The sequence below is a fragment of the Cytobacillus kochii genome (assembly GCF_044790165.1).
GTDB lineage: Bacteria > Bacillota > Bacilli > Bacillales > Cytobacillaceae > Cytobacillus > Cytobacillus kochii.
The window spans coordinates 4,437,984-4,464,957 of record NZ_CP085254.1 but is presented as its reverse complement, the minus strand read 5'-3'; the positions used below and the strand labels follow the sequence as shown (position 1 = coordinate 4,464,957).

General features: G+C 38.6%; 28 protein-coding genes. 19 read left to right on the top strand and 9 right to left on the bottom strand.

Annotated elements, in window-relative coordinates; translation table 11 throughout:
* Positions 1-41 precede the first annotated feature (41 nt).
* The gene (locus LG276_RS22695; protein ID WP_404293002.1) at positions 42-1,250 is read right to left on the bottom strand and encodes an iron-containing alcohol dehydrogenase family protein; all 1,209 of its coding nucleotides are present in this window, start codon (positions 1,248-1,250) and stop codon (positions 42-44) included.
* Positions 1,251-1,384: 134 nt separating this feature from the next.
* Here LG276_RS22695 and LG276_RS22690 point away from each other — a divergent pair, with 134 nt between their 5' ends.
* The 4 genes from LG276_RS22690 (at position 1,385) to LG276_RS22675 (ending at position 4,229) form a co-directional block, all read left to right on the top strand.
* On the top strand, positions 1,385-1,861 hold the full coding sequence (locus LG276_RS22690) for a methylated-DNA--[protein]-cysteine S-methyltransferase (protein WP_404293000.1): 477 nt from the start codon (positions 1,385-1,387) through the stop codon (positions 1,859-1,861).
* A gap of 44 nt (positions 1,862-1,905) precedes the next feature.
* Positions 1,906-2,466, top strand: a complete 561-nt coding sequence (locus LG276_RS22685) for a nitroreductase (protein ID WP_281202835.1) — start codon at positions 1,906-1,908, stop codon at positions 2,464-2,466.
* A gap of 181 nt (positions 2,467-2,647) precedes the next feature.
* A complete protein-coding gene (locus tag LG276_RS22680; protein WP_224936887.1) occupies positions 2,648-3,871 on the top strand; it encodes a hemolysin family protein in 1,224 nt (407 codons plus the stop codon).
* A 28-nt stretch (positions 3,872-3,899) separates the two neighbouring features.
* Positions 3,900-4,229 carry a thioredoxin family protein gene (locus tag LG276_RS22675; RefSeq protein ID WP_224936886.1) on the top strand — a complete coding sequence of 110 codons (330 nt, stop codon included), beginning with the start codon at positions 3,900-3,902 and terminating at the stop codon, positions 4,227-4,229.
* A 56-nt stretch (positions 4,230-4,285) separates the two neighbouring features.
* Here LG276_RS22675 and LG276_RS22670 read toward each other — a convergent pair whose 3' ends face one another.
* The 5 genes from LG276_RS22670 to LG276_RS22650 form a co-directional block, all read right to left on the bottom strand.
* Complete coding sequence (locus LG276_RS22670; RefSeq protein ID WP_404292998.1) at positions 4,286-6,244, bottom strand: FtsX-like permease family protein; 1,959 nt, start codon at positions 6,242-6,244, stop codon at positions 4,286-4,288.
* Positions 6,234-6,995, bottom strand: coding sequence for an ABC transporter ATP-binding protein (locus tag LG276_RS22665; protein WP_404292996.1), 762 nt, complete (start codon positions 6,993-6,995; stop codon positions 6,234-6,236). The genes LG276_RS22670 and LG276_RS22665 overlap by 11 nt, the downstream gene beginning before the upstream one ends.
* A 100-nt stretch (positions 6,996-7,095) precedes the next feature.
* A complete protein-coding gene (locus LG276_RS22660; protein ID WP_251162397.1) occupies positions 7,096-8,106 on the bottom strand; it encodes a sensor histidine kinase in 1,011 nt (336 codons plus the stop codon).
* 1 nt (position 8,107) lies between these two features.
* Entirely contained in the window at positions 8,108-8,794 is a 687-nt protein-coding gene (locus LG276_RS22655; RefSeq protein ID WP_224936882.1) for a response regulator transcription factor, read from the bottom strand.
* Between the two features lie 101 nt (positions 8,795-8,895).
* On the bottom strand, positions 8,896-9,231 hold the full coding sequence (locus LG276_RS22650) for a heme oxygenase (protein ID WP_281202833.1): 336 nt from the start codon (positions 9,229-9,231) through the stop codon (positions 8,896-8,898).
* 105 nt (positions 9,232-9,336) lie between these two features.
* On the opposite strand from LG276_RS22650, the gene LG276_RS22645 reads away from it, so the two are divergent.
* On the top strand, positions 9,337-10,011 hold the full coding sequence (locus LG276_RS22645) for a GntR family transcriptional regulator (RefSeq protein WP_404292994.1): 675 nt from the start codon (positions 9,337-9,339) through the stop codon (positions 10,009-10,011).
* Between the two features lie 21 nt (positions 10,012-10,032).
* Here the strand turns inward: LG276_RS22645 and LG276_RS22640 are convergent, their stop codons facing one another.
* Positions 10,033-10,548 carry a hypothetical protein gene (locus LG276_RS22640; RefSeq protein ID WP_404292992.1) on the bottom strand — a complete coding sequence of 172 codons (516 nt, stop codon included), beginning with the start codon at positions 10,546-10,548 and terminating at the stop codon, positions 10,033-10,035.
* Between the two features lie 436 nt (positions 10,549-10,984).
* Here LG276_RS22640 and phnG point away from each other — a divergent pair, with 436 nt between their 5' ends.
* From phnG to LG276_RS22580, 12 genes are all read left to right on the top strand, one after another.
* On the top strand, positions 10,985-11,407 hold the full coding sequence (gene phnG / locus LG276_RS22635) for a phosphonate C-P lyase system protein PhnG (RefSeq protein ID WP_251162395.1): 423 nt from the start codon (positions 10,985-10,987) through the stop codon (positions 11,405-11,407).
* 13 nt (positions 11,408-11,420) lie between these two features.
* Positions 11,421-12,011, top strand: a complete 591-nt coding sequence (gene phnH, locus LG276_RS22630; RefSeq protein ID WP_404292990.1) for a phosphonate C-P lyase system protein PhnH — start codon at positions 11,421-11,423, stop codon at positions 12,009-12,011.
* Positions 12,011-13,102 (top strand): carbon-phosphorus lyase complex subunit PhnI, encoded by a 1,092-nt coding sequence (locus tag LG276_RS22625; RefSeq protein WP_404292988.1) that lies wholly within the window; start codon positions 12,011-12,013, stop codon positions 13,100-13,102. The genes phnH and LG276_RS22625 overlap by 1 nt, the downstream gene beginning before the upstream one ends.
* A 5-nt stretch (positions 13,103-13,107) precedes the next feature.
* A complete protein-coding gene (locus LG276_RS22620) occupies positions 13,108-13,974 on the top strand; it encodes an alpha-D-ribose 1-methylphosphonate 5-phosphate C-P-lyase PhnJ (protein ID WP_224936876.1) in 867 nt (288 codons plus the stop codon).
* Positions 13,967-14,806 carry an ATP-binding cassette domain-containing protein gene (locus LG276_RS22615; protein ID WP_404292986.1) on the top strand — a complete coding sequence of 280 codons (840 nt, stop codon included), beginning with the start codon at positions 13,967-13,969 and terminating at the stop codon, positions 14,804-14,806. The genes LG276_RS22620 and LG276_RS22615 overlap by 8 nt, the downstream gene beginning before the upstream one ends.
* A gap of 15 nt (positions 14,807-14,821) precedes the next feature.
* The gene (gene phnM / locus LG276_RS22610) at positions 14,822-16,027 is read left to right on the top strand and encodes a phosphonate metabolism protein PhnM (protein ID WP_404292984.1); all 1,206 of its coding nucleotides are present in this window, start codon (positions 14,822-14,824) and stop codon (positions 16,025-16,027) included.
* Complete coding sequence (locus tag LG276_RS22605; RefSeq protein ID WP_095371454.1) at positions 16,024-16,734, top strand: phosphonate C-P lyase system protein PhnL; 711 nt, start codon at positions 16,024-16,026, stop codon at positions 16,732-16,734. The genes phnM and LG276_RS22605 overlap by 4 nt, the downstream gene beginning before the upstream one ends.
* Entirely contained in the window at positions 16,731-17,564 is an 834-nt protein-coding gene (locus LG276_RS22600) for a PHP domain-containing protein (RefSeq protein ID WP_404292982.1), read from the top strand. The genes LG276_RS22605 and LG276_RS22600 overlap by 4 nt, the downstream gene beginning before the upstream one ends.
* A 117-nt stretch (positions 17,565-17,681) precedes the next feature.
* Positions 17,682-18,707: a PhnD/SsuA/transferrin family substrate-binding protein gene (locus LG276_RS22595; protein WP_404292980.1), complete on the top strand. Its 1,026-nt coding sequence runs from the start codon at positions 17,682-17,684 to the stop codon at positions 18,705-18,707.
* 21 nt (positions 18,708-18,728) lie between these two features.
* On the top strand, positions 18,729-19,490 hold the full coding sequence (gene phnC, locus LG276_RS22590) for a phosphonate ABC transporter ATP-binding protein (protein WP_281202824.1): 762 nt from the start codon (positions 18,729-18,731) through the stop codon (positions 19,488-19,490).
* A gap of 11 nt (positions 19,491-19,501) precedes the next feature.
* Positions 19,502-20,290, top strand: coding sequence for a phosphonate ABC transporter, permease protein PhnE (gene phnE, locus LG276_RS22585; protein ID WP_251162387.1), 789 nt, complete (start codon positions 19,502-19,504; stop codon positions 20,288-20,290).
* Positions 20,290-21,129, top strand: a complete 840-nt coding sequence (locus LG276_RS22580) for an ABC transporter permease subunit (RefSeq protein WP_251162386.1) — start codon at positions 20,290-20,292, stop codon at positions 21,127-21,129. Before phnE ends, LG276_RS22580 begins: the two co-directional genes overlap by 1 nt.
* A 27-nt stretch (positions 21,130-21,156) precedes the next feature.
* On the opposite strand, the gene LG276_RS22575 is transcribed toward LG276_RS22580, so the two are convergent.
* Positions 21,157-22,326, bottom strand: coding sequence for an MFS transporter (locus LG276_RS22575; RefSeq protein WP_224936944.1), 1,170 nt, complete (start codon positions 22,324-22,326; stop codon positions 21,157-21,159).
* A 346-nt stretch (positions 22,327-22,672) separates the two neighbouring features.
* Between LG276_RS22575 and LG276_RS22570 the strand changes: the two genes are divergently transcribed.
* Both LG276_RS22570 and LG276_RS22565 read left to right on the top strand, forming a co-directional pair.
* On the top strand, positions 22,673-23,962 hold the full coding sequence (locus tag LG276_RS22570; protein ID WP_095371459.1) for an MFS transporter: 1,290 nt from the start codon (positions 22,673-22,675) through the stop codon (positions 23,960-23,962).
* Between the two features lie 82 nt (positions 23,963-24,044).
* Positions 24,045-25,034 carry an ornithine cyclodeaminase family protein gene (locus LG276_RS22565; protein ID WP_224936868.1) on the top strand — a complete coding sequence of 330 codons (990 nt, stop codon included), beginning with the start codon at positions 24,045-24,047 and terminating at the stop codon, positions 25,032-25,034.
* Positions 25,035-25,083: 49 nt separating this feature from the next.
* On the opposite strand, the gene LG276_RS22560 is transcribed toward LG276_RS22565, so the two are convergent.
* On the bottom strand, positions 25,084-26,571 hold the full coding sequence (locus tag LG276_RS22560) for a peptide MFS transporter (RefSeq protein WP_404292977.1): 1,488 nt from the start codon (positions 26,569-26,571) through the stop codon (positions 25,084-25,086).
* Between the last annotated feature and the right edge of the window lie 403 nt (positions 26,572-26,974).

Genomic DNA, 26,974 nt, shown 5'->3' with positions numbered 1-26,974 from the left:
TTATTCATGTCTAGCTCGGAAGGACTGCTCTTTTTTCTTAGTTAATGATAAATTTTCTCGTCTATATTCACAGGTAAGACCTTTTTATAAATGGCTTCAATATCTTCTTTCACTGCTTTTCTTGGATTATAATGTACGGTTCCATGATCGTTCATTGCATCTTTTGCTAGTTGGGCGATATCTTCATCTGTAAAGTGGTGATCGAGATGCGAAAAATCTTGTGGAATATCAATAGAATGCATTAATTCTTCTACTAACGGAATAAGAGTTTTGGCTGCTTGTTGCATACTTACGGAATGTAAGGATGGATCAATCATGCGTGCAATTGTTGCATATTTTTCTGTTGATGCCGGAAGATTGTAGGCAATCACTTTTGGTAATATCACGGCATTCGCAAGTCCATGGGGGACACCGTAGCGTGCAGACATTGGATGTGATAAGGAATGAACAATCCCTAATCCACCAAGGCTAAATGACATGCCAGCCAATGTACTAGCAAGATGGACTTGCCCTCTTGCTTCTAAATTGTCTGCATGAGCATAGGTTTGTGGTAAATAGGTCCAGAGCATGCGAATCGCTTGAAGAGCAAGAGCATCTGTAAAAGGATTAGCAGGTAATGAAACATAAGATTCAATGGCGTGGACAAGTGCATCAGCCCCTGTAGCAGCCACATGCTTGCGTGGTAATCCTAGCGTGAGTGCCGGATCCACAAACACAACTTTTGGTACTAGATAAGGAGACCCTAGAACAAGTTTTCTACCACCGTCGCTATCTGTAATTACACTCGCAATCGTTACTTCAGAGCCAGTACCAACTGTTGTTGGAATCGCAAAAAGTAATGGTAGTTTATCTTCTATTGGCTTACCGCCAAGAGCGTATTCCAGTACATGTCCGGGGTGTGTGACTGCTACAGCCAGCGCTTTGGCAAAGTCCATAGAGCTACCGCCACCAAGGGCAATAATCAAGTCTGCGCCTTCTAGTTGAAAGCTCTTCATGCCTTCCATAACGGAATGAGCAGACGGGTTAGGTTCGATTTCTGCATAAACTGCATATTCAATGGATGCATCTTCTAATACTTGGGTAACTTTTTCTACGACACCTGATGAAATCAGTCCTTTATCTGTACAAACGAAGACCTTCTTCTTTCCTGTCGCTTTAATTTTGTCTGAAAGCTCTTGTTGAACGACCTCATAACCAAATTTTAAATCCGTTTGTAGATTTAAGTGAAATGATGCGTTCAATAAACTCATTCGCTGATCCTCTCCCTCTAATATTTTTTTACTTATAAATAGTTAAGCGCTTACAAGGTGATTTCCTTCTTTCTCTAACTAAATTTTAGAAAGAGTGTTAGAATACAAGTAAAAAATGAGGGAGTGAGCTTGTTATGCAAAAATCGCTTGTACAAATAAATTCCCCTGTAGGTGTGCTATCAATCGAAGGAACAGAAAAAGCCATCACAGCTGTTCAATTTCTTGATAGAACGGAAATCGCAGAACCATTGAGGGATGACTCGCCAGATGTAATAAAGGAATGCGTACAGCAATTAGAGGAATATTTTCAAGGGAAGAGAGAAGCATTTGACATTACTTATGAGCTCAATGGGACAACCTTTCAAACGAATGTATGGCAAGCGTTAACAACAATTCCTTTCGGCGAGACTGCCTCATATAAAGACATTGCCGTCATTGTTGGAAATGAAAAAGCTGTCCGTGCAGTCGGGAGCGCTAATGGAAAAAATAAAATGAGTATCATTGTACCTTGCCATCGTATTATTGGCACAAACGGAAAATTAACTGGTTATGCAGGTGGGATGATAAGAAAAGGCTGGTTGCTTGAGCATGAAAGAAAGTTCAGAAAATAGTATAATAGTTCTGGTAAGTAGAATGTTAGAAGAGGTGACTGGAAATGGAGAGAAAAATCGATGAAATCATCAAGGATCGCCGTTCGATTAAAAAATTCAAACAAGATCCTGTAAGCATAGATGAAATTGTAGAATTACTAGAGGTGGCAAAATGGGCACCAAATCATAAAATGACGGAACCATGGCGTTTATTACTATTCGCTGAAAAAGGGAAAGAGAAGTTTATTGACGCATTTTGCCAAACGCAAAAATTAAAGGATGGGACCATACCTGAAAAAGCACAAAATAAATCCGCTTATTTTCGCTCTATACCGTTGCACTTAGTTGTTGTGATGCCTGAGGACCCTCGTCAAAAGACATGGGATGAGGATTATGGTGCAGTGAGTGCAATGATTCAAAATTTCCAATTAGCTGCATGGGAAAGAGGAATTGGCATGATTTGGCGTACCAATGATTGGATCTATAATCCTGTCTTCCGAGAAGCGATTGGTGTAAAACCAGGGGAGAAAGTAGTAGCTACTTTAATGATTGGTTATGCCGATCATATTCCTGAAGCAAAGCCCCGAACAAGTATGAAAGAAAAGCTGCAAATTATTAAAGAGTAAAATAAGGTGACAATAAAGGCTAGGGCAGGTGCGAAAAGCAGTTCCTAGCCTTTTTTTAGCTGCTAGAATATATAATCCTTTTTTAAAGTCAATCAAATATGTTTGTAGGAAGAGTAGTTAGGTATACTATTGGTATATAAAATATCGATTAATGGCTGTTCATTTGTTAGGGGGACTAGAGTTGATTATTGCTATTATTTTTCTCTTATTTGTTTCATTCTTTTTTTCAGGGAGTGAAACGGCATTAACTGCAACAAATAAGATGAGGCTGCGAACGAAAGCGAAAAACCATGATAAAAAGGCAGAAAAGCTTCTTAATATCGTCTCAAAGCCAAGTGAGTTTATTACTTCTATTCTCATTGGTAATAACATTGCTAATATCTTACTACCAACACTTGTAACAACCCTTGCTATTCAATATGGGTTTAATGTTGCGCTTGCTTCGGCCATTTTAACAGTGGTTATTATTATATTTTCGGAGGTAATTCCGAAATCCATTGCAGCAGCTTTCCCTGATCGTATATCGTATCTTGTATACCCTGTGATTCGGACCGTTATTTTTATTCTAAAACCAGTGACAGTCATTTTAAATGGCTTAACGGGGTTTATTACCCGCATATTATCAAAGGGGCAGAAACAAGAATCATCGATTTCTAAGGAAGAGCTACGGGCAATGGTGGAAATCGCTGACACGGAAGGCATCTTTAAAAAAGAAGAGTCTCATCGTATTAAAGGTGTACTTAATTTTCACAATTTAAATGTAAAAGACGTGCTAAAAACCCCAAGAATAGATCTTGTTGCGTTTCCTATTACAACTACATTTGAAGAAGTAAGAGATACTGTGATTCAACATCCGTATACAAGGTATCCTGTCTATCGGGAGGATATTGATCGTATTGTCGCAGTTTTTCATTCAAAGTACTTATTATCTTGGGCTGCGGAACCACATAAAACACTAGAGGATTATTGTGATACAGATCCCTTAGTTATTTATGAATTTGCTTCTCTTGAGCGTGTTTTTCGCCAAATGACAATGGAGAAAAAACATCTAGCAATTGTCTTGGACGAATATGGTGGAACAGAAGGAATTGTTACTCATGAAGACATTATTGAAGCTATGATTGGGTTAGAAATTGAAGATGAAATGGATCTTGATACTGAAAGGCATATTCATAAGCTGACTGACACAGAAATCATCTGTAATGGAAAAATTACATTATATCAACTCAATTCTGTATTTAAGACAGATATACCAGAGGAAGATGATGTACTGGCAGGTTACATACAAAAGCAAATAGACCATTTTCCGGCGGTAGGTGAAGTCATTGTACAAAACAATCTTACTTTTGAAATATTAGAAGTAAAAGGGAGGGCACTGACCAAAATAAAAATTACTAAAAAATGATGCTGTGCTTTTAAAGGAGTTTGAAAAAGTGAATAAGCATTCAGAATTGAAATCAATTAAAGAAGTTCGAGCATTTGTTCAAGAAAATAACTTTGCCCTCCTTTATATTTGGAGTGATCAATGTAGTGTATGTCATGCATTGTATCCCAAATTATTAGAGAGTGTGAAGGATTTTCAAAAGATAAAACTAGGAAAAGTTAACTATCAGGTTGTAAGCGAAATAGCCGGTGAGTTTTTGGTTTTTTCTGTACCGACAGTCATCCTCTTTAAAGAAGGAAAAGAGTACTTAAGAGAAGGAAGATTTTTGAGAGTACAGGAGTTTAACAAACAATTAAAGCATTTTATTCAAACTTTATGATGTAAAAAAATGCATTAAAAAGGCACCGTTCTTAAATGAACGGTGCTCTTCATTCATTACAATGCATCTTTGATCACTTTCTTATAATGTAAAATCGCTAATAATCCAAAGATGGAATAAAGCACAGTATAGATAACCATGACAATAATAGTTGGTGTCATCATTTCTGTTCCAAACAAGAACCAGCCCGATTTAACAGCGAAGTAACTATGAGACAGACTGAGAACAAGGGGGATACCAAAAGTGAAAAATTGTTTCACGCAAATGCCTTTTAGGAGATCGTTCTGAGTATAGCCAAGCTTACGTAAAATCGTATAGCCATTCTTTTCTTCTTCCCCTTCATCCATTTGCTTAAAGTAAATGATACAGCCTGAAGTGATTAAGAATGTAAGCCCTAAGAAGCCGGTAATAAATAATGTCAAACCGATAAATATTTTTACCCCTTCAAATTCTAATTGTAGGGACCAAGTATTGTGAGAGAAATCCATTGTTTCGTATAGATTATTCGCTTTTTCTATGTCTCCTGTGTTTTGCAGGTTTATTTTATAAAAATGGTTGCCTTGGTCTTGGAGATTTAATTGTAAATCAGCATTTAATTCATTTTGCAATTGCTTATATAGAGTGTCATCGACAACAGCAGTTGGTGAGCCACCGTTTGTGAAATAAAAGGGAATGACAGGTTCATCATTTAAACCAATAAAGTCTAGTTTGTATTCTTTTGCAGTTGTATGCATCACAATAGAGCTATCATGCTTTACTTTCATCAGTGAGTCATACATTGCTGGCCATCCAGCGAAGAACACTTCATTAGGCAAAACATCTAACCCTTCAACAAATTTATCGCTAACTACTGTAGATTCCATCTTCTTTACATCGACTTCTGCTAATTCGGGATCAACAGTTAGTTCAATCAAATCTATCATATTAAAGGTAGTAACTAAGACTTCCATTGTTTCTTCTGTATAAGCGATATTATGATCATTGAATGCCTCTGTTAGCATATTTGCTTCTTTTTCACTATTAGTAGAAAAATCCGCTTGTACACGTTCAAAAGCACTCTTTTCGGCTGAATAGTATTGGATATAAGATAAAGACAGTAAACCAATGGCAAGTGCCGATACCGTTGAAATAACCGTTAATAGTAACGCATTGGATTTCATGCGGAACATAATAGATGATAAGGACATAACATCTGTTATGCTCAAGTAACCACCTTTGCCTTTACGAATGACATTTCCTAAGAAGGTAATAGAACCACGGAAGAATAGGTACGTACCAACAATCACGCTCCCAAGGATGAAAATCATCACTATAAATAATTCATTTATTGAGGTGAAATCCCCACTGAACAGGCGTGATGAAACATAATAACCAGTAAGAATAAAAGCAATTCCTAAAATACCAATAATTATTTCCACAATTGTTACACGTTTGACGGTGCTTTCTGTCGTAGCTTTAACCTTAAACAGTGATAGGATGCTTTGACGATGAATAAAGAAAAGGTTGTTCGCCATAATGAGAAGGTAAATGGCAGCGAACACGATTAATGTCTGTACCAACGCCTGAGTTGAAAATTGTAATTCAGCTAATTCATCCATTGAGATTAACTTAAATAAAATCATTAGCACAAACCTGGAACAAAGAAAACCGAGAAAAATGCCAATGAATAGAGAACCGAAATACAATAAGAAGTTCTCTATTGTGAGTATGCGGAAGATTTGCCCCTTTGTCATCCCAATTAGTTGAAAGAGACCAATTTCTTGTCCACGTCGTTTAATAAAAAGGTTGTTAGCGAATAAAAGAAAAACAGCAACAATTACGATGAGTAGGACAGATGCTGCCCGTATAGCCGCTGCACCTTTTATTGTACCGCTCGCCTCATCTAATGCAGGGTCATATTGTAATGTAACAAAGGCAAAATAAAGACTAGAGCTAAAAGCAAGTGCAAAAACATAAAGGTAATAATTCTTCAAATTCTTCTTTAAATTACGCCAAATGAGCAAATTAATGTTCATTTTGTACACCGCCCAAAATGGCTTGCGTCTTCATAATATCCTTAAAGAAATCTTGCCTCTTCTCATCACCTTTGTTCAATTGGGTGTAGATATGTCCATCTTTAATAAAAATTACGCGACTGCAGTAACTCGCTGCAACAGGATCATGTGTGACCATGATAATCGTAGATTTTCTTGTTTCATTCAGTCGCGTTAATTTATTGAGTAAATCAGAAGCTGCTTTTGAGTCAAGGGCACCGGTCGGTTCGTCCGCAAAAATAATACTTGGCTCATGAATGAAAGCACGTGCTGCTGATGTTCGTTGTTTTTGACCACCAGAGATTTCACTTGGATATTTGTTTGCTAATTCTTCAATCCCTAATTCAGTGGCGATGTCAGAAAAGCGTTCATTGGCTTCAGTCCGTGATACTTTTTTGATTGATAATGGCAGTAAAATGTTTTCTTTTACTGTCAATGTATCAAGTAAATTATAATCTTGAAAAATGAAGCCAAGATAATGTTTACGGAATTCCGCAAGTTGTCTTTCTTTCATTTTCGTCATTTCTTTTCCTTCAATACTAATGGAACCAGAGCTTAAGTGATCAATCGTCGAAAGGATATTGAGCAAGGTTGTCTTCCCTGACCCCGATGCCCCCATAATACTGACAAATTCACCTTGCTTTATATGCAGGTCCAAGCCTTTTAAAACTTCTTGTTTATTCCCTCTACTACCGTAGGTTTTATGAATTTTATGTGCTTCTAATATATTCATGTGAATGCTCCTTTTTCTAAGCTTACCTACATTGTAAAGGGATGGAGGGACTTTCTCCTTCGATTCAGCGAACAAAATATCATTGTGTGTGACATTATTGTCACTTCGTTGTCATTCTTATATGAACGAAATCATTCATTTTAGGGAACACAAGTGTTACTGTCGTCCCTTCATTTATGATTGAACTAACTTGAATGTTTATTTTTAATGTATCAGCTGCTTTTTTGGCCAAATAAAGCCCCATTCCTGTAGCAGCATGTCCTGCATGGTCAGCTGTTGAGGTGAATCCCTTGTCATATATACGCGGTAAATCTTTTTGTGAAATGCCTTTCCCTTTATCTGAAATGGTGAGAACGTTAATGTCTCCAAGTGCCTGTGATTCAATGGTAATTTCGGATGAGTGACTGTATTTTACTGCATTAGATAAAATCTGCCTAATCACAAACCCAAGCCATTTACCATCACTTGTCACTTCTTTCACTGCAAGATCCAGTTCAAAACCAATCCCTTTTTGCATGCACCAAGATTGCAAGTCTCGTATTTCCCTAAATAATATTTCCTCAAGTGAGACCTTATCAATATAAAGATCATTTTCTAAAGTTGGCATACGTTTATGGTGAAGCTGCTGATCAAGCAGTAAATGAATGCGAAGCCACTCGTTAGCTAAAGCTGATTTCGAGCTTGGATGCTCTAGGCGATCAATGATGAGTTTCATTGCCGTTAAAGGGGTCTTTACCTCATGAATCCATCGCAATAATTCATCTTTCTCTTGTTCAATCTCCAATTTGATCTGTTGATTTTCCACCTCTAATTGCTGCGTTTGTTTCTGAAGACTAGATTCAATGATTTTTTCAAAAGGTGAGCCGGCCTCTTCTAAATAGTGGAGATCAAGTCCAGGTGCCCAATTTTCTAATCGGCGGTAGTAGGAGACCTCTTTTATAAACCGCAAGAATAGAAAGATAATGAAAATAACCAGCAGGATCCCAACCATATAGAGGGTCGAATACATTGATAATCCAGGATCAATATAAGCAAATACAATGATAAGCATCAGAGAGAAGAGGAAGAGAAGTATCCAACTTATTCGTTCTTTTAAAAAAGTAAACACCATATTAATAGTCCTCTTCCATTGCCATATAACCTTGTCCTACCTTTGTATGTATATGTTTGCCTAAATCGATTTCCTCCAGCCGTTTTCTTAGCCGGTTCACATTAACGGTTAAAGTATTGTCACTAATAAATCGCTCATCATCCCATAGAGCTTTTATAAGTTCATCACGGCTTAGTGTTTTATTTTTGTGTTGAAGCAATTGTTTAAGAATAAACATTTCGTTCTTCGTTAAGGTAATCTCACCGTGTTCGTTAGAAACCGCATATTTCTCATAATCGATTTTAGCTCCATACCATGTTTGTAGTGTCTGAGAATCAGCCGTATAGTTATAGGCTCTTCTTAATAAAGCTTGGATTTTTGCCACAAGTACATCGAAATGAAAAGGCTTTTGCACAAAATCATCCGCTCCAAGTTGCATAGACATGACCATATCTGTCGGGTGATCACGAGAAGATAAGAAAATAATTGGGACAGTAGAATGGTTACGAATCATACGACACCAATGGAAGCCGTCATATTTAGGCAATTGAATATCTATGATTACGAGGTCGGGCTTAACCTCTGAAAATCGTTCAATTACTTTTGAGAAATCATCAATTCCATTCACGTTATATGACCATTGTTCTAACCTTTCTCTGATCTCCCGATATAAGCTTTCATCGTCTTCTATAAGTAAGAGAGTAAACATCTTTTCACCACACTTGTTTTTCCATATATTATATTAAAAACGAAAGGGAGGACAACCTTCTAGAAAAAAAGAAGACCGTACAGCGACGATCTTCTTATCCGTTATTTTCCGATAGCTTCAACTGTCGTTGCTACTTTCCCGATAACGAGTTCGCTACCAAGCATTGGAGATTCTTTAGGCTCTTCCCCTTGTTTTGGTTCTGGGCGTTTATGTGCTTGTTTGAATATGTCACTTTCCTTCCAAGATTGGAAGCTATCAAGGTCTTCCCAATACATATTCACATTCAATTCATCATGTTCTTCTAAGTTTTGTGTAATAACGGTTTCCACTTTAATGAAACCTTCCATTTCTTGTAGAGGACCTGGCTTGGTGAAGTTAGGTGCTAATCTTTCAGCAAAACCTTTTTTCATTTTAATGCGATTCGTTACAATATACATCATGATTCCTCCTTTTAGTGATCATGCTTTTATTATAAACTTACTTTCATCAATTCTGAAATTAAAGCCCTTCATTTGGTAAAATAAAGGCGAGAGGTGAGAGGGATGTATAGTGAAGCGTTATTAATTGATGAATTAGTGAAAAGAATCATTGCAGGTGAGTATCTATTGAGTGAGAAGTTCCCATCTGAAAATCAATTAGCAGAAGAGTTTCAGTTGCCAAGAATGACTGTGAGAAAAGCGTTACAACACTTAGAAGGTCGAGGCCACCTTTATTCCGTTCGCGGAAAAGGGCGGTATTTAAAGCCTGAATCAGATGTGATTCATTTACACTTATCGGGGGGCGAAAGTTTTACAGATAAAATGCTAGCTTCCGGTTATGATTTGAAAACGGTGAATCTATTTTCCCCAGCTAATGAGATAGATAAAGAGAACCAAACCTATATATTGTCGAGACTTCGCTATATTAATGGGGAGCCAATTGCTATTCATCAATCGTATGTCAATACAGAGGTTTTCCCTACTATTAAAAAAGATGCGCCGACAATTACATCCATGTTCGCCTATTACCGAGCTCATGGTTTTCATCACTTCACCAATAATGGAGCAGTATTAAGCGTACAATTTCCCTCCGCCTATGAGCAAGAGTTGCTCAAGTGCAATAATATTCTCCCACTTATTTGTCTTGAAAGTCATACCGTATGCGAAGACACTGAAAAAATACTAGAACGAACGTGCATTCTTTATAGAAGTGATAAATTTAAGTATCGGCTCCGGTAAAATGGGGCCGATTGCTTGGTTTTAGATATATATAGCTAGAGAGAACGATGAGAGAGAGAAAACATGATTTGCGCGCAATACATAGTCAAATCTATAAGTATGTTGCGTGTAGCTAAGATTTGCACGCAGTACATAGCCAAATCCAAAAGAATGGTGCGTGTAACTAAGGTTTGCGCGCAGAACATAGCTAAATTCAAAAGTATGTTGCGCGAAACTAAGGTTTGCGCGCAGAACAAAGTCAAATCCAAAAGTATGTTGCGCATAACTAAGGTTTGCGCGCAGAACAAAGCTAAATCCAAAAGTATGTTGCGCGAAACTAAGGTTTGCACGCAATACAAAGCCGAATCCCAAAGTATGTTGCGCGAAACTAAGGTTTGCGCGCAATACAAAGCCAAGTCCATCATCCTCTTGCGTGAAACCATGTTTTACACACATTCTCAGTTTTAAACGCTCATATAAGAATATATATTTTGATTGGATGAGGCTGACAACAGTTTGAAGGATATTGTCGCCAAATTTATATGGAGATGCGGACATGATCACCTTGTATGGAAGGGCGTACCAGCCTCTGATACTCCTGGCTTTTGCGGCGGAATAATTATACCCGTAGAGGCTCGATATCAAAGGGTATCATGAAATTAAGGTCATAATTGAACAATATTTCGAAACGAAAACGGAATATGGTAGATAATCGCTTGATAAGCGAGAGCAACCACCGACCACCGATCTACTCACCCTACTAGCTGACAACCACATTAATAACCTCAAAAAAAGCAGCTCAAGCTCGAAACCATTATAGCTATATTCATTTTCAAAGACCCCTCACCACAAAAAAGGAGAGGGGTTTTTTTGCAAGGGTTGATTCTATAAAGGTGTCCGCCATGTAAATCCTTATTTACACAATATTAAAAATAAATTAAAACACAACAGCTTGGCGCCAAGTTACGATGAACTTGCGAGAGGAGGTAGGGAGATGAATCGAAAAAGAAGAACAACGATTTTAGTGAAGGCGGGAGCCTCGTTGGCTAAGGAGATGGCGAGAGAGGTGACCGAACATTACGACGTAAAAGAAATAGTTGCACCGAGAAACGGTTTAACAATGCTGAAGGTAAGAGAAACAGCCAAGCGATCCCTATTTTATCTAGGGGAAGTATTAATGACGGAGACGATGGTAGAAATAGAGGGCAGCATAGGTAAGGGAATGGTCATCGGTCTAGAAGAAGAGTGGTCTCGTGACCTTGCCATCATTGATGCCGCTTATGGCGCAAAATTGCCGATTATGGCGAGATGGAATCAACTTCTCCAAGCGAAAGAAGAAGCAATCATCAATCAGGAAAACAAAGAGCAGGCACAATTAATGGAAACAAAAGTGTCCTTTGAAACGATGTCAATTTAAGGGAGTGAAAATAATGCCACTTGATTATATCCATGACACACAAGCTGTTTTTCGCAAGGTAATGGATGGCATGGCACAGCCTGGTAAAACAAATAGTTTAGCTAAGCAAATGATTCAAATTGACCATCCAATTGATTGTTATCATTCTACCTTTTTAACGATGGTCACCTTACTCGATAGCGAGGCAACTTTCCATATTAAAGGGAACCATACGTCACTCGTCCAAAGAATCTCCCAACTGACATTAGCCAAGCATGTGGAGGAAAGTGAAGCCGATTTTATCATCATTACAGCTGATTTACCACAAGCTGGTCTAATAAGCGCTATCCAATCGGCGAAAAAAGGTAGTTTAATCGACCCTCAACTTTCTGCCACCATTATTATTGAGACCCCAGAGTTGTCATCAGGACAAGAATGGCTATTAAAAGGACCGGGGATCAAGAAGGATAAGCGTTTAAAGCTCGCTTATTCTCAGACAATCAACCAAGCACGTGAAGAGAAAAATCAAGAATTTCCGCTAGGAATCGATATCGTGATAACGGACCAAGTAGGTAAGCTTGTTTGTTTACCAAGGACAACAGTAATCAGTGAGGTGAGTAAGTAATGGGATATGTTGCCGTTAAAGGAGGGACAGAGGCTATCGAAGCCTCCATTGAACGCCTTCGTTATAACCGGCTGAAAGGTGAAAGGCATATAGAAATTGAAACAATTCTTGCCACGATGAAGGGTTTAGTAGATCAGGTGATGTCTGAAGCTAGTCTGTATGCGCCTATGTTAGCTGCGCTGGCTATTAAACAATCGGAAGGGAATATGGAGGAGGCCGTATTTACCTTGCGTGCCCATCGTTCGACATTACCACGATTGTATTATAGCGAAGCAATTCAGACAGAAGATATGCGCATTTCTAGGCGGATCTCTTCTAGTTTTAAAGATATCCCTGGTGGACAAATATTAGGAGCAACAACGGATTATACACATAGATTGTTAGATTTTGATTTATTAATAGAGAATCAACAAGATGAGAAACAATGGTTGCAGCATTATAAAGAAAAAATCGATCAGCTGAGAGAGCAGCCATCATCACAAATTTTCCCTAAAGTTGTGGAATATTTAAGGAAAAACGGTCTTGTGCAAACTTATGTAGATGATAATCGCGAGCCTTTTGATGTCACAAAGAAGAGCCTCCAATTTCCTGCCAATCGAAGTGCAAGGTTGCAGACATTAACAAGGGGACAGACAGGTGCAGTTACTTCTCTTGGTTATGCTTCTATGCGGGGATACGGTCAAGTTCATCCCAATGTAGGGGAGTTGAGGGTGGGTATGATGCCTATTCACATCTCATCGCCACATGAATGTGAGGAAGAGCATTATTATATAGGTGCTATTGAAGTGACAGAAGTGGAGTCATTTGTGCCGGTAAAGGGCGCGAGTGAGGAAAGTGAAGAAGCCCTCGACTTTGAAATCGGCTATGGGATGTGCTACGGGCAAAATGAGACAAAGGCGATAGCGATGAGTATTTTAGATCAATGCTTGCAGCACCCATCATCTGATTTTCCTACACATGACGAGGAGTTTGTTTTATTGCATATTGATTCCGTTGAATCGACAGGGTTCATTTCGCATTTGAAACTTCCTCATTATGTGACTTTCCAATCTAAGCTCGATCGTGCAAGAAAAGGACAGAAAGGAGAGTAATAATTATGACAAGACTCCATCATTTTGCTTTCTTCGATGAAGGCTCAAAAAAAGAGATTAGAAGAACGATCTTAAAAGCGATTAGTATTCCAGGTTATCAAGTGCCCTTTTCTTCGAGGGAAATGCCTATCGCTAGAGGCTGGGGTACAGGTGGATTACAGGTGACGCTATCCATCATTGGCAAAGACGATGTATTAAAGGTGATTGATCAAGGGTCAGATGAATCGGTTAATGCAGTCAATATCAAAAAACTAGTTGAAAAAACGACAGGCATTGCCATTACGGAAGGAACGGCAGAAGCAACGATTATTCAGTCAAGACATCGCATCCCTGAGCAGCCTTTAACAGAAGGTCAAGTGCTCGTCTTGCAGGTCCCTGCTCCAGAACCATTGCGGTCAGTAGAAAAGAGTGAAAGACAAACGAAAATTCTTCATGCGGAAGAAGAATACAGCGGTGCTTGGCTACAGTTATTTGAACAAATTATGAAATATGGTCAGACCAAAACAGGGGCGGACCACCCCGTCTATGTAGCTGACCGTTATGTGATGGCACCGAGTCCTATTCCCCGATTTGATAATCATAAAATGAATCATTCAGAAGCACTTATTTTATTAGGGGCAGGACGAGAAAAGAAAATTTATGCGGTTCCACCTTATACAGATGTCCGTTCATTAGCATTTGAGGATTACCCATTTACTGTCGAATCTTTCGCAGAACAAGCTTGTCATTTATGCGGGTCAACCGATACGTTTTTGGATGAGATCATAGATGCAGATAAGGATAAGGTGTATTACCAATGTAATGATTCTCACCATTGTTTAGCACAAGTAAATGGGGCGATTCAAGGAAAAGGGGATATAAGCTATGCGTGATGAACCTATCTTACAAGTCCAGCAATTAGAAAAAGTGTTTGGAAGAAGCTGTAGTCATTGTCAGCATCAAGATACGAGACAGTTAGAAAAGAATTTTTGCCCTTATTGTGGGACAGTGTATGCCTGTCGAAATATCACGTTTGAATTATTTCCCGGGGAAATATTAGGGATTGTTGGCGAAAGTGGGAGTGGGAAATCTACGCTTATGCAATGTTTATATTTTGATGAGACTGCGACAGGTGGGGAAATGTTTATCAACCATGAAGATTTTAAGGAGAAAAACATTTTTGCTCTTTCGAATCAGCAAAAAAGATATGTGCGCAACCATATCCTCGGAATGGTTTATCAAAATCCAGCAAAAGGGTTGAAGATGAACTTTTCCTCTATTGGAAATATCGCTGAGAAACTCATTGCAGCAGGCAATCGCCATGTCGGTGAAATGGAGCGTGTCGGAACGGAATTGCTCGACAAAGTCCATCTTCCCCTTTTTAGAATGAAAGAAGAACCCAAGCGGTTCTCAGGGGGAATGCAGCAGCGTGTGCAGATTGCAAAAGCCCTTTCTAACTATCCTCCTATTCTTTTCTTAGATGAAGTAACGACCGGGTTAGACTTATCTGTGCAAGCCAGTGTCCTTGATTTAATTAAAACGATTCAACGTGAGATGGGTATCAGCATGATTGTGGTATCGCATGACTTAGCCGTTATTCGTATGCTAGCTGACCGCACAATGGTGATGTTAAATGGGGAAGTAATCGAAAAAGGGCTAACAGATCAAATCCTTGAAGATCCTCAAGACGCTTACACACAACAGCTTGTTTATTCGTTGCTATAAAAGAGGAGGGTGCATATGTATATTATTCATAACGGTGTGATTGTACTTGAAGATAGAATGCTAGAAAAACATGCAGTATTAGTAGAAGAAGAACGGATCAAGGCGATTGTAAAAGAAGATGAACTCACTTCATTTACCAATGTTGAAAGAATAGATGCAAACGGGGGTTATATTTCTCCAGGATTTATAGATATTCACTCTGATTATATTGAATCTATCATCTCGCCGCGACCGACAAGTATGATGAATGTCCAAATGGGCCTGCGTGAAGCAGAAAAGATCCTCATTGGACACGGGATTACAACGATGTTTCATTCACTTTCTTTCTACCGGGAGGATATTTTCACCCATAAGCCGATGCGCTTACCAGAAAATGTACAGAAATTAGTCGAAGCGATTACGGAAACATCCGAGCAGCAACATCTTATTCGCCATCGCCTACATGCTCGTTTTGAAATAGATAATCTGGAAGGTGTCGGCCGTTTAATAGAGAACCTCCGTTCAGGTAAAATTCACCTGCTATCTTTTATGGATCATACACCAGGTCAAGGTCAGTATCGCAATTTAGAAGTTTTTCGTGAAACGATGCGTGGTTATCGTGATTTAACAGAACAGGAGTTAAATCGCATTATCCAAGACCGCCTATCTTCAAAAGTGATGACGATTGACATGATGAAAGAGATTGCTGAAATAGCGATAAGGCAAGGGGTTAGCATTGCTTCACATGATGATGACCACAAAGATAAGATTGACCTCGTCCAATCCATTGGGACAACAATCAGTGAATTTCCAATTACATTAGAGGTTGCTAAAAAAGCGAAGCAGAGCGGTCTATATACAATCGTTGGGGCGCCCAATATCCTTTTAGGCGGCTCGCACTCAGGCAATTTATCTGCAGCAGAAGCGATTCGCCATCAATGTGCAGATATTTTATGTAGTGATTATTATCCATCGGCCTTACTCCATTCTATCTTTACGCTCCATGATAAGTATGATCAGAACCTCCTAGATATGTTCCAAATGGTCACTTCAAAGCCAGCGAAGGCAGTAAACCTTGATCATGAAATTGGTTCTATCAAACCTGGCTATAAAGCCGATTTACTCATCATTGAGAAATTGGATGATGGTTTTCCAACTGTAACATTAACAATGGTTAATGGTGTTGTGATAACGACAACAAATTACCGAAAAAACCTGGCGATGGAGGAGGTAATACGATGACATTCTTAAAAATTGAAGGTCTGGAGAAGAATTTTCAAATTGTGCATTTAGGTCAGACGATTCATGCTGTGCAACAGTTGAACTTCTCAATGAACCAAGGTGAATTTATCGGGATCACGGGCAAAAGTGGCAGTGGGAAATCAACGATCTTAAAAAGTATTTATCGCACATATTTACCTGAGGCGGGGCGGATTTATTTTGACTCAGAGAAATATGGATGGATTGATCTGCAAAAAGCGTCAGAAAGGGAGATCATCTATTTACGAAAATATGAAATTGGGTATGTGTCACAATTTTTAAATGTCATGCCACGAACAACCGCCCGCGAATTAGTAGAGCAATCTGTTTTGGAGACGGGGCGGTCATTATTAGAAGCACAAAAAGAAGCAGAGGAAGTGCTTTCTCATTTTGAACTTGATCGCAAACTATGGGATACGTACCCTAATACGTTTTCAGGTGGGGAAAAGTTAAGGTTAAACATCGCCATCGCAGCCGTTAAAAAGCCAAGGCTACTCCTTTTAGATGAGCCAACAGCAAGTCTTGATCAACAGTCCAAACAAAAGGTGAAAGAAGTGATTCAAAAGTTAAAGGAAAGTGGGACAACATTGCTAGGGGTTTTCCATGATATCGAATTTATGGATGAATTATGTGATCATATTTTTGAAATGAGCCAGCAATCGTTCAAAAGGGCAGGAGCGGCGTTATGAGGAAGGCGGATTTACATGTTCATAGCGATTTTTCAGATGGCGCAGATTCCATTCAAGTGGTTATGGAAAAAGCTGCAGCGGCCGGTATCACACATATTAGCATCGTTGACCATGATACGGTAAAAGGGCAAGGGGAAGCCTTGAAATGGGCCGAAACATATCAGATTCAGCTTATTCCTGGGATTGAAATTTCCGCATTTGATTTCAAAAGAAACCGAAAAGTACACGTACTAGGCTACCATTATGATGCTAACAAAGGGCATATTTTAGCATTATGTAATGAAGTGCTTAAGCGGAGACAAGCCCATTCCATTTGGCAAATTGGGCAAATTCAACAGCAAGGCACCCATTTGTCTATAAAAGCAATAACGCAAATCGCCTCACCAAGTGAGACGATTTATAAGCAACATATTATGGCGGCCATTACGTCAGAACCTTACGACTCAGAAGCATATAAAAAGTTGTATCGTTCACTGTTTAAAGGAGGGGGAGTAGCTGCTGGGGATATTGCTTATGTGGACGTATATGATGCCATTCGAGCGATTAAAGCAGATGGTGGATTTGCTGTAATTGCCCATCCTGGTCAACTTGATTCCTATGATCTGATTGAAGAGCTTGTAGATAGTCAGATTGGATTGGATGGTGTTGAGCGTAATCATCCTGATCATAGTGAAGCGGATCACCAAAGAATTGATATCCTTATGGCAAGGTATGGTCTTCTTATGACAGGTGGTTCAGATTATCACGGTGCATTTGGTTCATCAGTCCGTATGGGGGACTATGAGTCGCCTCTAAACCGATTGTTAACTGATTATTTGGTTTGTAAATGATTAGTGAAAGCCGGTATATTTCGTGTAAAAAGACAGTAAATTCAGTCTTTTATGTAGATTATTATGCTTAAATTAAAGTGAAATAAGTTAAATCGTAAATAAAGGGAGTGAATGAAAATGGGTAAAAAATCATATGGTTGGTTGCTGCTTGTATTATTGACTTTGTTACTTGGTGCTTGCTCAGAAGAAGGAAATAGCGAGGCTTCTGCAAGTGATGATGTTGTCGATATTGTTTGGTATCCAAGTGAATCAGGATCAGATATGAAATCATCAAGAGATGACATTGGTGAGGTAATTGCTGAGGCAACAGGTCGTGAAGTGAAGCACCATTTAACAACGGATTATGCGATTTCTATTGAGACAATGGTAAATAACAATGCGGAGCTCGCTTTTATGGGTGCACAAGGTTATATAGAAGCGAAAGAGCGTAATGACGCTATTCAACCATTAGTTGTTTCAACAGGAGAATCAGGCACGTTAGACGATGCCGTTTATCATAGCTGGTTAGCTGTCAATGTTGATGATGTAAATAACTATAAAGAAAATGGGGAATTTTCTTTAGATACAATTGCTGATAAAAAAATGTCATTTGTATCAAATAGTTCCACATCAGGATTTAAAGTACCTGCCTCTGATTTGATTGCCCATTTTAGTGATAAAAGTTTAACAGAAGAAGATTTAATGGAAGGTGGCCCATTATTCTCTCAGGTATTGTTCGGCAATTCACATCAAGGGTCTGCGGTTAATTTGTTAAAGGGAAGTGCTGATGTAGCAGCTTTTTGTGATACATGTGTAGAAAATTATGTTGAGCTTGTGGAAGGCGAAGCGAATCGTCCGGGTTCGATTTATCGCGTAAAAGATAATGCAGCTGAGCCATTTAGTCTTGTAAAGGGTAAAGAATTTGTGCTCATTAGTGTCACACCGGTTTTAAATGCACCTTTTGTTGGCAATATCGACCTTTTAGGGGAGGATGGTTTTAAAAAGCTACAAGACTACTTATCGAGTGACGAAGTAGCAAATAATGAGAAAATCTTTGTTCCTGAGGGTTCAGATCAATCGGCTTTATTCTTTAAATCTGGTGAAGAAAGATTAGCGCCAGTGGATGATGAATGGTTTAACCCGATAAGAGAGCTATCTAAGTAATCTATGAGGAGGCGAAATCCTTTGGCATTATTAGAAATAAGGGGACTAAATAAATCCTATCAAGATCACCGTGTACTAACAAATATCGATTTTACTGTTGAAACAGGTGAATTTTTATCGGTTATTGGTCCATCAGGAGCCGGAAAATCAACCTTATTGCGATGCATCAATCGCTTAGTGGAAGCGGATAGTGGCGAAATCCTTTTTAATGGGGAAAACATTCTTACACTTGGCAGAAAGTCATTGAGAAAAGAAAGAGCCAATATCGGGATGATCTTTCAACATTATAATCTTGTCCCACGTTTAACAGTTATCGAAAATGTACTTCATGGGCGCTTCGGATATAAGTCAACTTTACAAGGAATGTTCGGTATTTTTAGTGAAGAAGAAAAAGAAAGAGCTTTCTATCTCCTAGAGAAGCTGGGCATCGCTGAACATGCTTATAAACGCTGTGACCAACTAAGTGGAGGACAACAGCAAAGAGTAGGAATTTGCCGCGCACTTATCCAAGATCCGAAGCTCATCTTATGTGACGAACCGATTGCGTCATTAGATCCTCATTCTTCCAAGGTTATTATGGATTATCTGAAGTCTATTACCGAAGAAATGGGTATCACTTGTATCGTTAACCTCCATCAAGTCGAGGTAGCCCAATCCTATTCGAATAGAATTATCGGTTTAAATAAAGGACATTTAGTTTTTAATGGGCCAAATAGACAATTAGACACTCATCATATTGGAGAAGTCTATGGTATGGATACAAGAGAGCTTATAACGGTATGAGGAAGGCGAATATGTTAACAGATCAAAAACGATTAAGTAGAAAATGGCAACATCTCTTCTTGCTGATTATCGTTTGTTGCTTCACATGGTTATCGATTGAGATGGTCCAATTTGACTTTTATCAAAGCTTGTTAGCTATTCCAACAGCTGGTCTATGGATGGTTGAAAATTTATGGATTACGGCGGATACTTGGCGTGAGTTTCCTGACATTATGTTGAAATTGGTAGAAACCATTCTCATGTCAGTAGCTGCGACAACGATAGCGGCATTCATTTCTTTCTTCCTCGGAATATCAGGTTCAACAACGACGAGGCGTAATGGATTAATGGCGGGTTTATCTAGAGGGATAGCTTCTGTCGCGAGAAATATCCCTGTCGTAGCATGGGCGTTAATTCTTCTACTCTCATTTGGACAAAACTCACTAACCGGATTTCTTGCTCTATTTGTTGGTACAGTTGGCTTTTTGACGAGAGCGTTTATGGAAACGATTGATGAAGTGGGCTTAAAGTCTTTTGAAGCCTTAACGGCGACGGGGGCCACATATTTTCAAGTCATCTCTAAAGCCGTTATTCCACAGGCATTACCACAAATGTTGAGTTGGATGTTGTTTATGATCGAAACGAATATAAGAAGCGCAACTTTGGTTGGCATTTTGACAGGTACAGGTATCGGCTATACATTTGACCTGTATTATAAGACCTTAAATTATGAAGCGGTTGCGCTGGTGACATTATTAATTATCCTTACAGTCATCGCCATAGAACTCACATCGAACCGTATCAGGAAGGTGATCTTATAATGGGAATAGCCTATATAAAGCGAGATAAAACGGGTCGAATTAATATAAAAATAGGCAATAAGGTTGACTATACATTAAAGGCGATTCTATGGAGCCTCGGCATTGTAACTGTTGCTGCCTTCCTTTTTTTTGACTATACCGGCTTTCAGTTAACTTCCGCATTAAAGGAGACAATGACGAATTTACAGACAATGTTCCTTACGCCAGCTTTAACTCACTTTTCTTGGGGTGAAGCGTTGTATCAAGTTGGTGTTACATTAGCATTAGCCGTTCTATCGACAGTAATTGGAGCCGTAATTGCCTTTTTCCTTGCATTATTATCAGCGGAAAACTTATCAAATCAAGGTATAGCTAAAGTGATTAAAACGTATGTCGCGTTCATACGAGCGGTTCCAACGGTTTTATGGGTTTTGATTTTTGCTATTGCAGCTGGATTAGGGAGTACGGCAGCTGTTCTAGGCATGCTGTTCCATTCCGTAGCCTATTTGGTAAAAGCTTTCTCCGAATCATTTGAGGAAGTGGATAAAGGGGTGCTTGAAGCGTTACGGTCGACAGGTGCTGGCTGGTGGCAAACTATCGTTCATGCAGTTTTACCATCTACAATGACTTATCTTTTATCATGGACATTTCTTCGTTTTGAAATCAATTTTTCAGTTGCTGTTGCAATGGGGGCGGCCGCAGGGGCAGGTGGCATTGGCTTTGAACTCTTTATGGCATCGGGATTCTACTTTGATTTAAGAGAAGTTGGTTTTATCACCTATTGTATTCTCCTTGTTGCGATACTATTAGAACTTGCGTCGACACAGCTTAAAAAACGCTATTTCCCAAGTCAACATTAAAAGGCTGCCTTACATAGACAGCCTTTTTTAAGCTTCAAAGCTTTTTTTACCTGGTGCTTTCATACGGTAAACTTGAAATAATAATAATGCACAAACGGAAAGAATCATTCCTGAAATATAAGGAAATCCAATCGAAACAGTAAATAATAACCCGCCGAGAGGAGGACCAAGTATTCTTCCTAAGGAATCAAAAGAGGATAAAAGCCCTGTTATATTGCCATGCGCTCCTTTTGCTGATTTTGTTAATAGACTTGACACTGCAGGTCTTATCGCGCCATTGCCCATTCCGAAAATTGTAAGGAAGATTGCCGCGGTTAAGAAGGTATCTAATGTTAAAATAAGCCCCATACCAATCACACTGACGATTATGCCCCCTTGAATGACTGCTCCTTCTCCATATTTCTTAGAGAGCCTCCCGACTAACCCGCCTTGAACAAGAGCAGAACCGAAGCCCATTATCATAAAAATGATACCTAGTTCTGTTGGCTGTAGCCCTGCTTTTTGAAAAGCAAAATAAGCAAAGGTAGCCTCTAATCCTGCAAGAGACAGAGATACACACAGATTCAAGATAAATAAAATGGAGGTCGTGCCTTTAAACGCTTCCCAAAATGAAGGACGCTCTCTACCTTCGCCTGTACCTGTTGCAGGTAACGATTCTTTTAAAACAAAAAGGACGAAAAGACTCGTAATTAGCGAGAGAGTTCCTGCTACATAAAAGGGTGTACTTAAACTTGCTTGGGAAAATACCCCACCTATTGCTGGGCCAAATATAAAGCCTAAACCTGTTGCAGCGCCAATCATCCCCATGCCTTTTGCACGGTCTTCCTCTGTCGTGATATCAGCAACATAAGCCATCGCTGTTGGCATATTTGCTGCAGACAGCGTTCCTCCAATGATGCGTGCGACAAATAACATCCATAATTCACTAGATAAAGCCATTAAGAAGAACGAAAGTGAGAGACCTAATATGCCGATGAGCATGACTGGTTTCCTGCCATAACGGTCAGACACACGTCCCCATAATGGTGCGAAGATAAATTGCATAAGTGAATAAACGGCCATTAATAAACCTAATTGCGAAGGGGTTGCCCCAATTTCTTCTGCATAGAATGGTATAACCGGAATAATGACACCAAATCCGGACATAACGAGAAACATAACAGCAAACAAAATAGGTAAAGCTTTTTTCTTTTCGATCACAAAAGTCACTCCAATACTGATAACAGCTCTATAACATAAATATCATAAGGTCAGAGAAAAAGAAAGTGCTGTAGGAAATCAAAGTTATATACCTCTATTATGTCCAGTAATGCAGGATTTAGTGCAGATAATAAGAAGTATCTATTAATTATTATTCTTATAAAGTGATTTGGTGAGAAAATCTTTTACTAGCATAGCTTCTTGTGCATTCAGTCTATTATGAACCAATTAAATAAGTTAAAAGAACTTTTTTTAGAAAACTATAGATTTTTTTGTATAAATATACTATTATATTGAAAATACAATATTTTGATATTTCTTATAATTATAGGGAGGTGCTAGAATGAGTAAAGCTCAGAATAGAAAAGTATTAATTGCTAGCCTTGTTGGAAGCTCGATTGAATGGTTTGATTATTTTCTCTATGGTACGGTTGCTGCTCTTGTATTTAATGAATATTTCTTCCATAGTGATGACCCAACAGTCGGCTTAATGTTGGCATATGCTTCATTTGCGTTAGCATTCTTTATTCGACCACTAGGTGGAGTAATCTTCAGCCATATTGGTGATAGGGTAGGGAGAAAGAAAACATTAGTATTAACATTAACCATTATGGGTGGATCTACTGTATTAATGGGCTTCTTACCAACGTATGAAACCATTGGTGTCATGGCACCTATTCTGCTGATTATTCTTCGTCTTATTCAAGGAATTGGACTCGGAGGAGAGTGGGGTGGAGCTGTTTTATTAGCTGTAGAATATGCCCCAAAGGAAAAACGTGGATTATTCGGTAGTGTCCCACAAATGGGGGTAACTATCGGTATGCTTCTTGGAACTATTGCGCTGTCTATTATGACATTATTACCTGAAGAGCAGTTTCTTTCATGGGGTTGGCGTGTTCCGTTTATCATGAGTGCATTACTCGTCTTCTTTGGTCTTTGGATCCGTAAAGGAATCGATGAAACACCATCGTTTAAAAAGGCACAAGAAAGTGGAGAGATTGCTAAAATACCAATCGTTGAAACATTTAAAACCTCTTGGAGAGAAGTACTCATTTCAGTAGGAGCAAAAGTAGTAGAAACCGCGCCGTTTTATATTTTCGGTACGTTTATCGTTTCATATGCAACGAGCGAATTAGGCTTTTCAAGAACAGCGACCCTAAATGCTGTGACAGTAGGAACCATTGTTACAACTATTCTTATTCCTATCATGGGGAGTCTTTCTGATAAGATCGGTAGGAAGAAACTCTATATTGGTGGTACAATAGCAATGGCTGTTTTTGCTTTCCCTTATTTTTGGATGTTACAGCAAGGAACGGTTACTTGGCTTGTCATTGCAACTGTCTTAGGATTAGGGATTGTCTGGGCACCGATTACAGCCGTCTTAGGAACAATGTTCTCAGAAATTTTTAAATCAAATGTTCGGTATACGGGTATTACATTAGGTTATCAAATTGGTGCTGCGGTAGCAGGTGGAACCGCGCCATTAATCGCTACTGCATTACTTGCCTACTTTAATGGTTCCTATGTACCGGTGGCATTATATATTATATTATGTGCTGCGATTTCTCTCATTGCCATGATTGCTGTACGTGAAAAAAGTAAACAAGAATTAGATCAAGATGTAGCCATGTAGTAGATTGTTAATTTAAAAGCTCGGTACGTCATCGTATCGGGCTTTATGAGATGTGGTCAATAGTTGTAAGGGAGATGTTTTTATGCTTGTTTTATCAGAGAAAGAAATTAAAACATTATATGTAATGAAAGATGCGATTGAGGATATGGAAGCAGCACTTGTTGCTCATCATCAAGGTAAAATCGCGAGTCCACAAAGAACTGTTTTAGATATTCCTTCAAAAAAAGCATCGGCATTATATATGCCTAGTGCAATGGAGACAATGAAGAAAGCTGCAGTAAAAATAGTCACAATCTTTCCTGAGAACCCTAAAGAAGGGTTAAAAACAACCCAAGGTGTCATCTTGTTATCAGATACAGAAAACGGTACACACGTGGCTTGTCTGAATGCATCTTATTTAACTAGATTAAGAACGGGAGCGCTTAGTGGCGTCGCAACAAAATACTTAGCAAAAAAAGACGCAAAATCTGTTGCCGTGCTTGGTTGTGGTGCAATGGCAGAGGAGCAACTACAAGCTGTATGCGAAGTCAGAAATATTGATCATATATATTTATATAACCGTACAAGGGAAAGAGCGGAGAACTTTTATAACCGAATGAGAGAGATCCTGCCAAATTATAAAGGGAAAGTGGAAGTGGTAGCAGATCCTGATGATGCTGTGAAACGGTCTGATATTGTCAATTGTAGTACACGAGCAGTGGAACCAATATTCAAAGGAGCTAGTTTGCAGCAAGGTACACATATCAATGGCATTGGATCTTATTTACCTAATATGCAAGAAGTGGACGTTGAAACATTAAAACGAGCGAGTAAAGTGGTTGCTGATACGATAGAAGGTGTAAAAGAAGAAGCTGGTGACTTTATTATTCCTAATAATAAAGGTGATTGGCAATTTAATGAGCTACATGGAGAGCTTACAGAATTAGCAGCACATACCATTAAGGGAAGAGAATCAGAGGAAGAAATTACTTTCTTCAAATCTGTTGGAGCTGCTTATTTTGACTTAGCAGCTGCAGCAGCTGTATATGATAAAGCCAAAATACAGGGAATTGGTACAGAAGTAGAGGTTTAAGCGAAAGAAAAAGATGAACCGTCGTATAGGTTCATCTTTTTCTATGGATTTATTTAATTCCTCGCATTTTTTTCTGGATTTTTGGTGCAACCAAGAAAAGAACGAGTGAAAGGACAATGGATAAACCACCAATAATACCGAAATAAAGTACTTCTGTTTCAGCTGAATAAAATCTAACCACTTGTGCATTGATGGCCTGAGCTGCTGCACTTGCTAAGAACCAAAGGCTCATTGTTTGTGCAGAGAATGCAGTTGGAGCTAGTTTTGTCGTTGCTGATAAACCAACTGGTGATAAACAAAGTTCACCAAGTACAACAATAAAATAACTTAATACTAACCAAAGTGGGCTTACTAATGCACCGTCTGCAGCGAAATATCCAGGTACAAGAATAACGATAAAAGAAAGCCCTGCAAATAGTAATCCGAGAGAGAACTTTTGTGGAATCGTAGGTTGACGATCACCAAGCTTCACCCATAACCAAGCAAACATTGGTGCCAATACAATAATGAATAAAGGATTAAGAGATTGGAACCATGCTGGGGAAATAGTAATTCCCATAAATTCTAAATCCGTACGATTGTCTGCATAACTGGCTAAGATTGTTGAACCTTGCTCTTGAATTGCCCAAAACATAACTGCTGCAATGAACAAAGGTATATAGGCAATTAATCTTGAGCGTTCCACATCTGTCGTTTTCTTACTTCTGTACATAACAGTAAAGTATATTATTGGAATTCCTACTCCTAAAATTCCGACAATAAAGACAAGACTTTCAAATGTTAAATATCCAGTAGGAATACCTACAGCAACTAGAATAGCAACAATAAGGATACCTAATCCTATTTGTGTAAATACTCGTTTCTTTTCATTTGTTGCTAATGGGTTAGGTACCTGAGTACCTGCTAGACCTAAATATTTTTTCTTAGTTACTTGGAAAGTGACTAATCCAACAAACATACCAACCGCAGCCACACCAAATCCAAGATGGAAACTTGTATCCATTAGTGAACCAACGATTAGAGGAGAAAGGAAACCACCAAGGTTAATTCCCATATAGAAAATACTGAACCCTGCATCACGGCGACTATCATTTTCACTATATATATCGCCTACAACACTTGATACATTAGGCTTTAATAAACCAGTTCCCAAGACAATTAATACCATGGATACGAAAAACATGGCAACGCTTCCAGGAATAGCCAATGCGATATGTCCAAGCATAATAAGGATTCCGCCATAGAAAATAGCTTTAGAAGTACCAAATATTCTGTCAGCGAACCAACCGCCAATGATTCCAGACATGTAAACAAGTGAACCATATATAGACATTATAGATAAAGCCGTTGTTTGACTAAGACCTAAACCGCCTTGTGAAACTTCATAATACATGTAGTAAACAAGGATGGCTCTCATTCCATAGTAGGAAAAGCGCTCCCAAAATTCAGTGAAAAATAGTGTGAATAAACCTTTAGGGTGTCCAAAAAATCCCTTCTGAGGCACACTATCGACAATACGTTGTTTGTCGTCAGACATATAACTTCCTCCTTTTTTTACTTATACTATAATAATGTTTTTCAGATTTTTGTCAAATCAAAGATAAGTATATTTTAGCCATGTGAACGTATAAATATTGATTTAATGGGAATGATCCTTTTTGAAAAAATTATATTAAGATTATTCGGATAATAAAATAATAATGTTTTAGGGAGAAGTATAATAGGTGGACTTTATCAAAAAGTCTAATCATGTTAATTACATTTCAGCAAATTTTGGTAATTATATGTAAATTCGAAAACCCTCAAGTGGGAACTATAAACCATTGATAGTATTTTCTGCTTAAATGATTCTCATACTTTCATTTATTCACTTTCAATAGACTTCCCTAAGGGCATGATAGTATCGTTCCCTTTAATATTTTTTATAAACAAATAGGAGG

Bases quoted from the DNA above. Each gene is read 5' to 3' on its own strand.
- LG276_RS22615 (WP_404292986.1), top strand. From the start codon at position 13,967: ATGCGTGATGAACCTATCTTACAAGTCCAGCAATTAGAAAAAGTGTTT.
- LG276_RS22580 (WP_251162386.1), top strand. From the start codon at position 20,290: ATGGGAATAGCCTATATAAAGCGAGATAAAACGGGTCGAATTAATATA.
- LG276_RS22605 (WP_095371454.1), top strand. From the start codon at position 16,024: ATGACATTCTTAAAAATTGAAGGTCTGGAGAAGAATTTTCAAATTGTG.
- LG276_RS22670 (WP_404292998.1), bottom strand. From the start codon at position 6,244: ATGAACATTAATTTGCTCATTTGGCGTAATTTAAAGAAGAATTTGAAG.
- LG276_RS22650 (WP_281202833.1), bottom strand. From the start codon at position 9,231: ATGTATATTGTAACGAATCGCATTAAAATGAAAAAAGGTTTTGCTGAA.
- phnE (WP_251162387.1), top strand. From the start codon at position 19,502: ATGTTAACAGATCAAAAACGATTAAGTAGAAAATGGCAACATCTCTTC.
- LG276_RS22685 (WP_281202835.1), top strand. From the start codon at position 1,906: ATGGAGAGAAAAATCGATGAAATCATCAAGGATCGCCGTTCGATTAAA.
- LG276_RS22570 (WP_095371459.1), top strand. From the start codon at position 22,673: ATGAGTAAAGCTCAGAATAGAAAAGTATTAATTGCTAGCCTTGTTGGA.
- LG276_RS22595 (WP_404292980.1), top strand. From the start codon at position 17,682: ATGGGTAAAAAATCATATGGTTGGTTGCTGCTTGTATTATTGACTTTG.
- LG276_RS22625 (WP_404292988.1), top strand. From the start codon at position 12,011: ATGGGATATGTTGCCGTTAAAGGAGGGACAGAGGCTATCGAAGCCTCC.
- LG276_RS22640 (WP_404292992.1), bottom strand. From the start codon at position 10,548: ATGTCCGCATCTCCATATAAATTTGGCGACAATATCCTTCAAACTGTT.
- LG276_RS22655 (WP_224936882.1), bottom strand. From the start codon at position 8,794: ATGTTTACTCTCTTACTTATAGAAGACGATGAAAGCTTATATCGGGAG.
- LG276_RS22565 (WP_224936868.1), top strand. From the start codon at position 24,045: ATGCTTGTTTTATCAGAGAAAGAAATTAAAACATTATATGTAATGAAA.
- LG276_RS22645 (WP_404292994.1), top strand. From the start codon at position 9,337: ATGTATAGTGAAGCGTTATTAATTGATGAATTAGTGAAAAGAATCATT.
- phnH (WP_404292990.1), top strand. From the start codon at position 11,421: ATGCCACTTGATTATATCCATGACACACAAGCTGTTTTTCGCAAGGTA.
- LG276_RS22665 (WP_404292996.1), bottom strand. From the start codon at position 6,995: ATGAATATATTAGAAGCACATAAAATTCATAAAACCTACGGTAGTAGA.
- LG276_RS22660 (WP_251162397.1), bottom strand. From the start codon at position 8,106: ATGGTGTTTACTTTTTTAAAAGAACGAATAAGTTGGATACTTCTCTTC.
- phnM (WP_404292984.1), top strand. From the start codon at position 14,822: ATGTATATTATTCATAACGGTGTGATTGTACTTGAAGATAGAATGCTA.
- LG276_RS22560 (WP_404292977.1), bottom strand. From the start codon at position 26,571: ATGTCTGACGACAAACAACGTATTGTCGATAGTGTGCCTCAGAAGGGA.
- phnG (WP_251162395.1), top strand. From the start codon at position 10,985: ATGAATCGAAAAAGAAGAACAACGATTTTAGTGAAGGCGGGAGCCTCG.
- LG276_RS22695 (WP_404293002.1), bottom strand. From the start codon at position 1,250: ATGAGTTTATTGAACGCATCATTTCACTTAAATCTACAAACGGATTTA.
- LG276_RS22690 (WP_404293000.1), top strand. From the start codon at position 1,385: ATGCAAAAATCGCTTGTACAAATAAATTCCCCTGTAGGTGTGCTATCA.
- LG276_RS22620 (WP_224936876.1), top strand. From the start codon at position 13,108: ATGACAAGACTCCATCATTTTGCTTTCTTCGATGAAGGCTCAAAAAAA.
- LG276_RS22600 (WP_404292982.1), top strand. From the start codon at position 16,731: ATGAGGAAGGCGGATTTACATGTTCATAGCGATTTTTCAGATGGCGCA.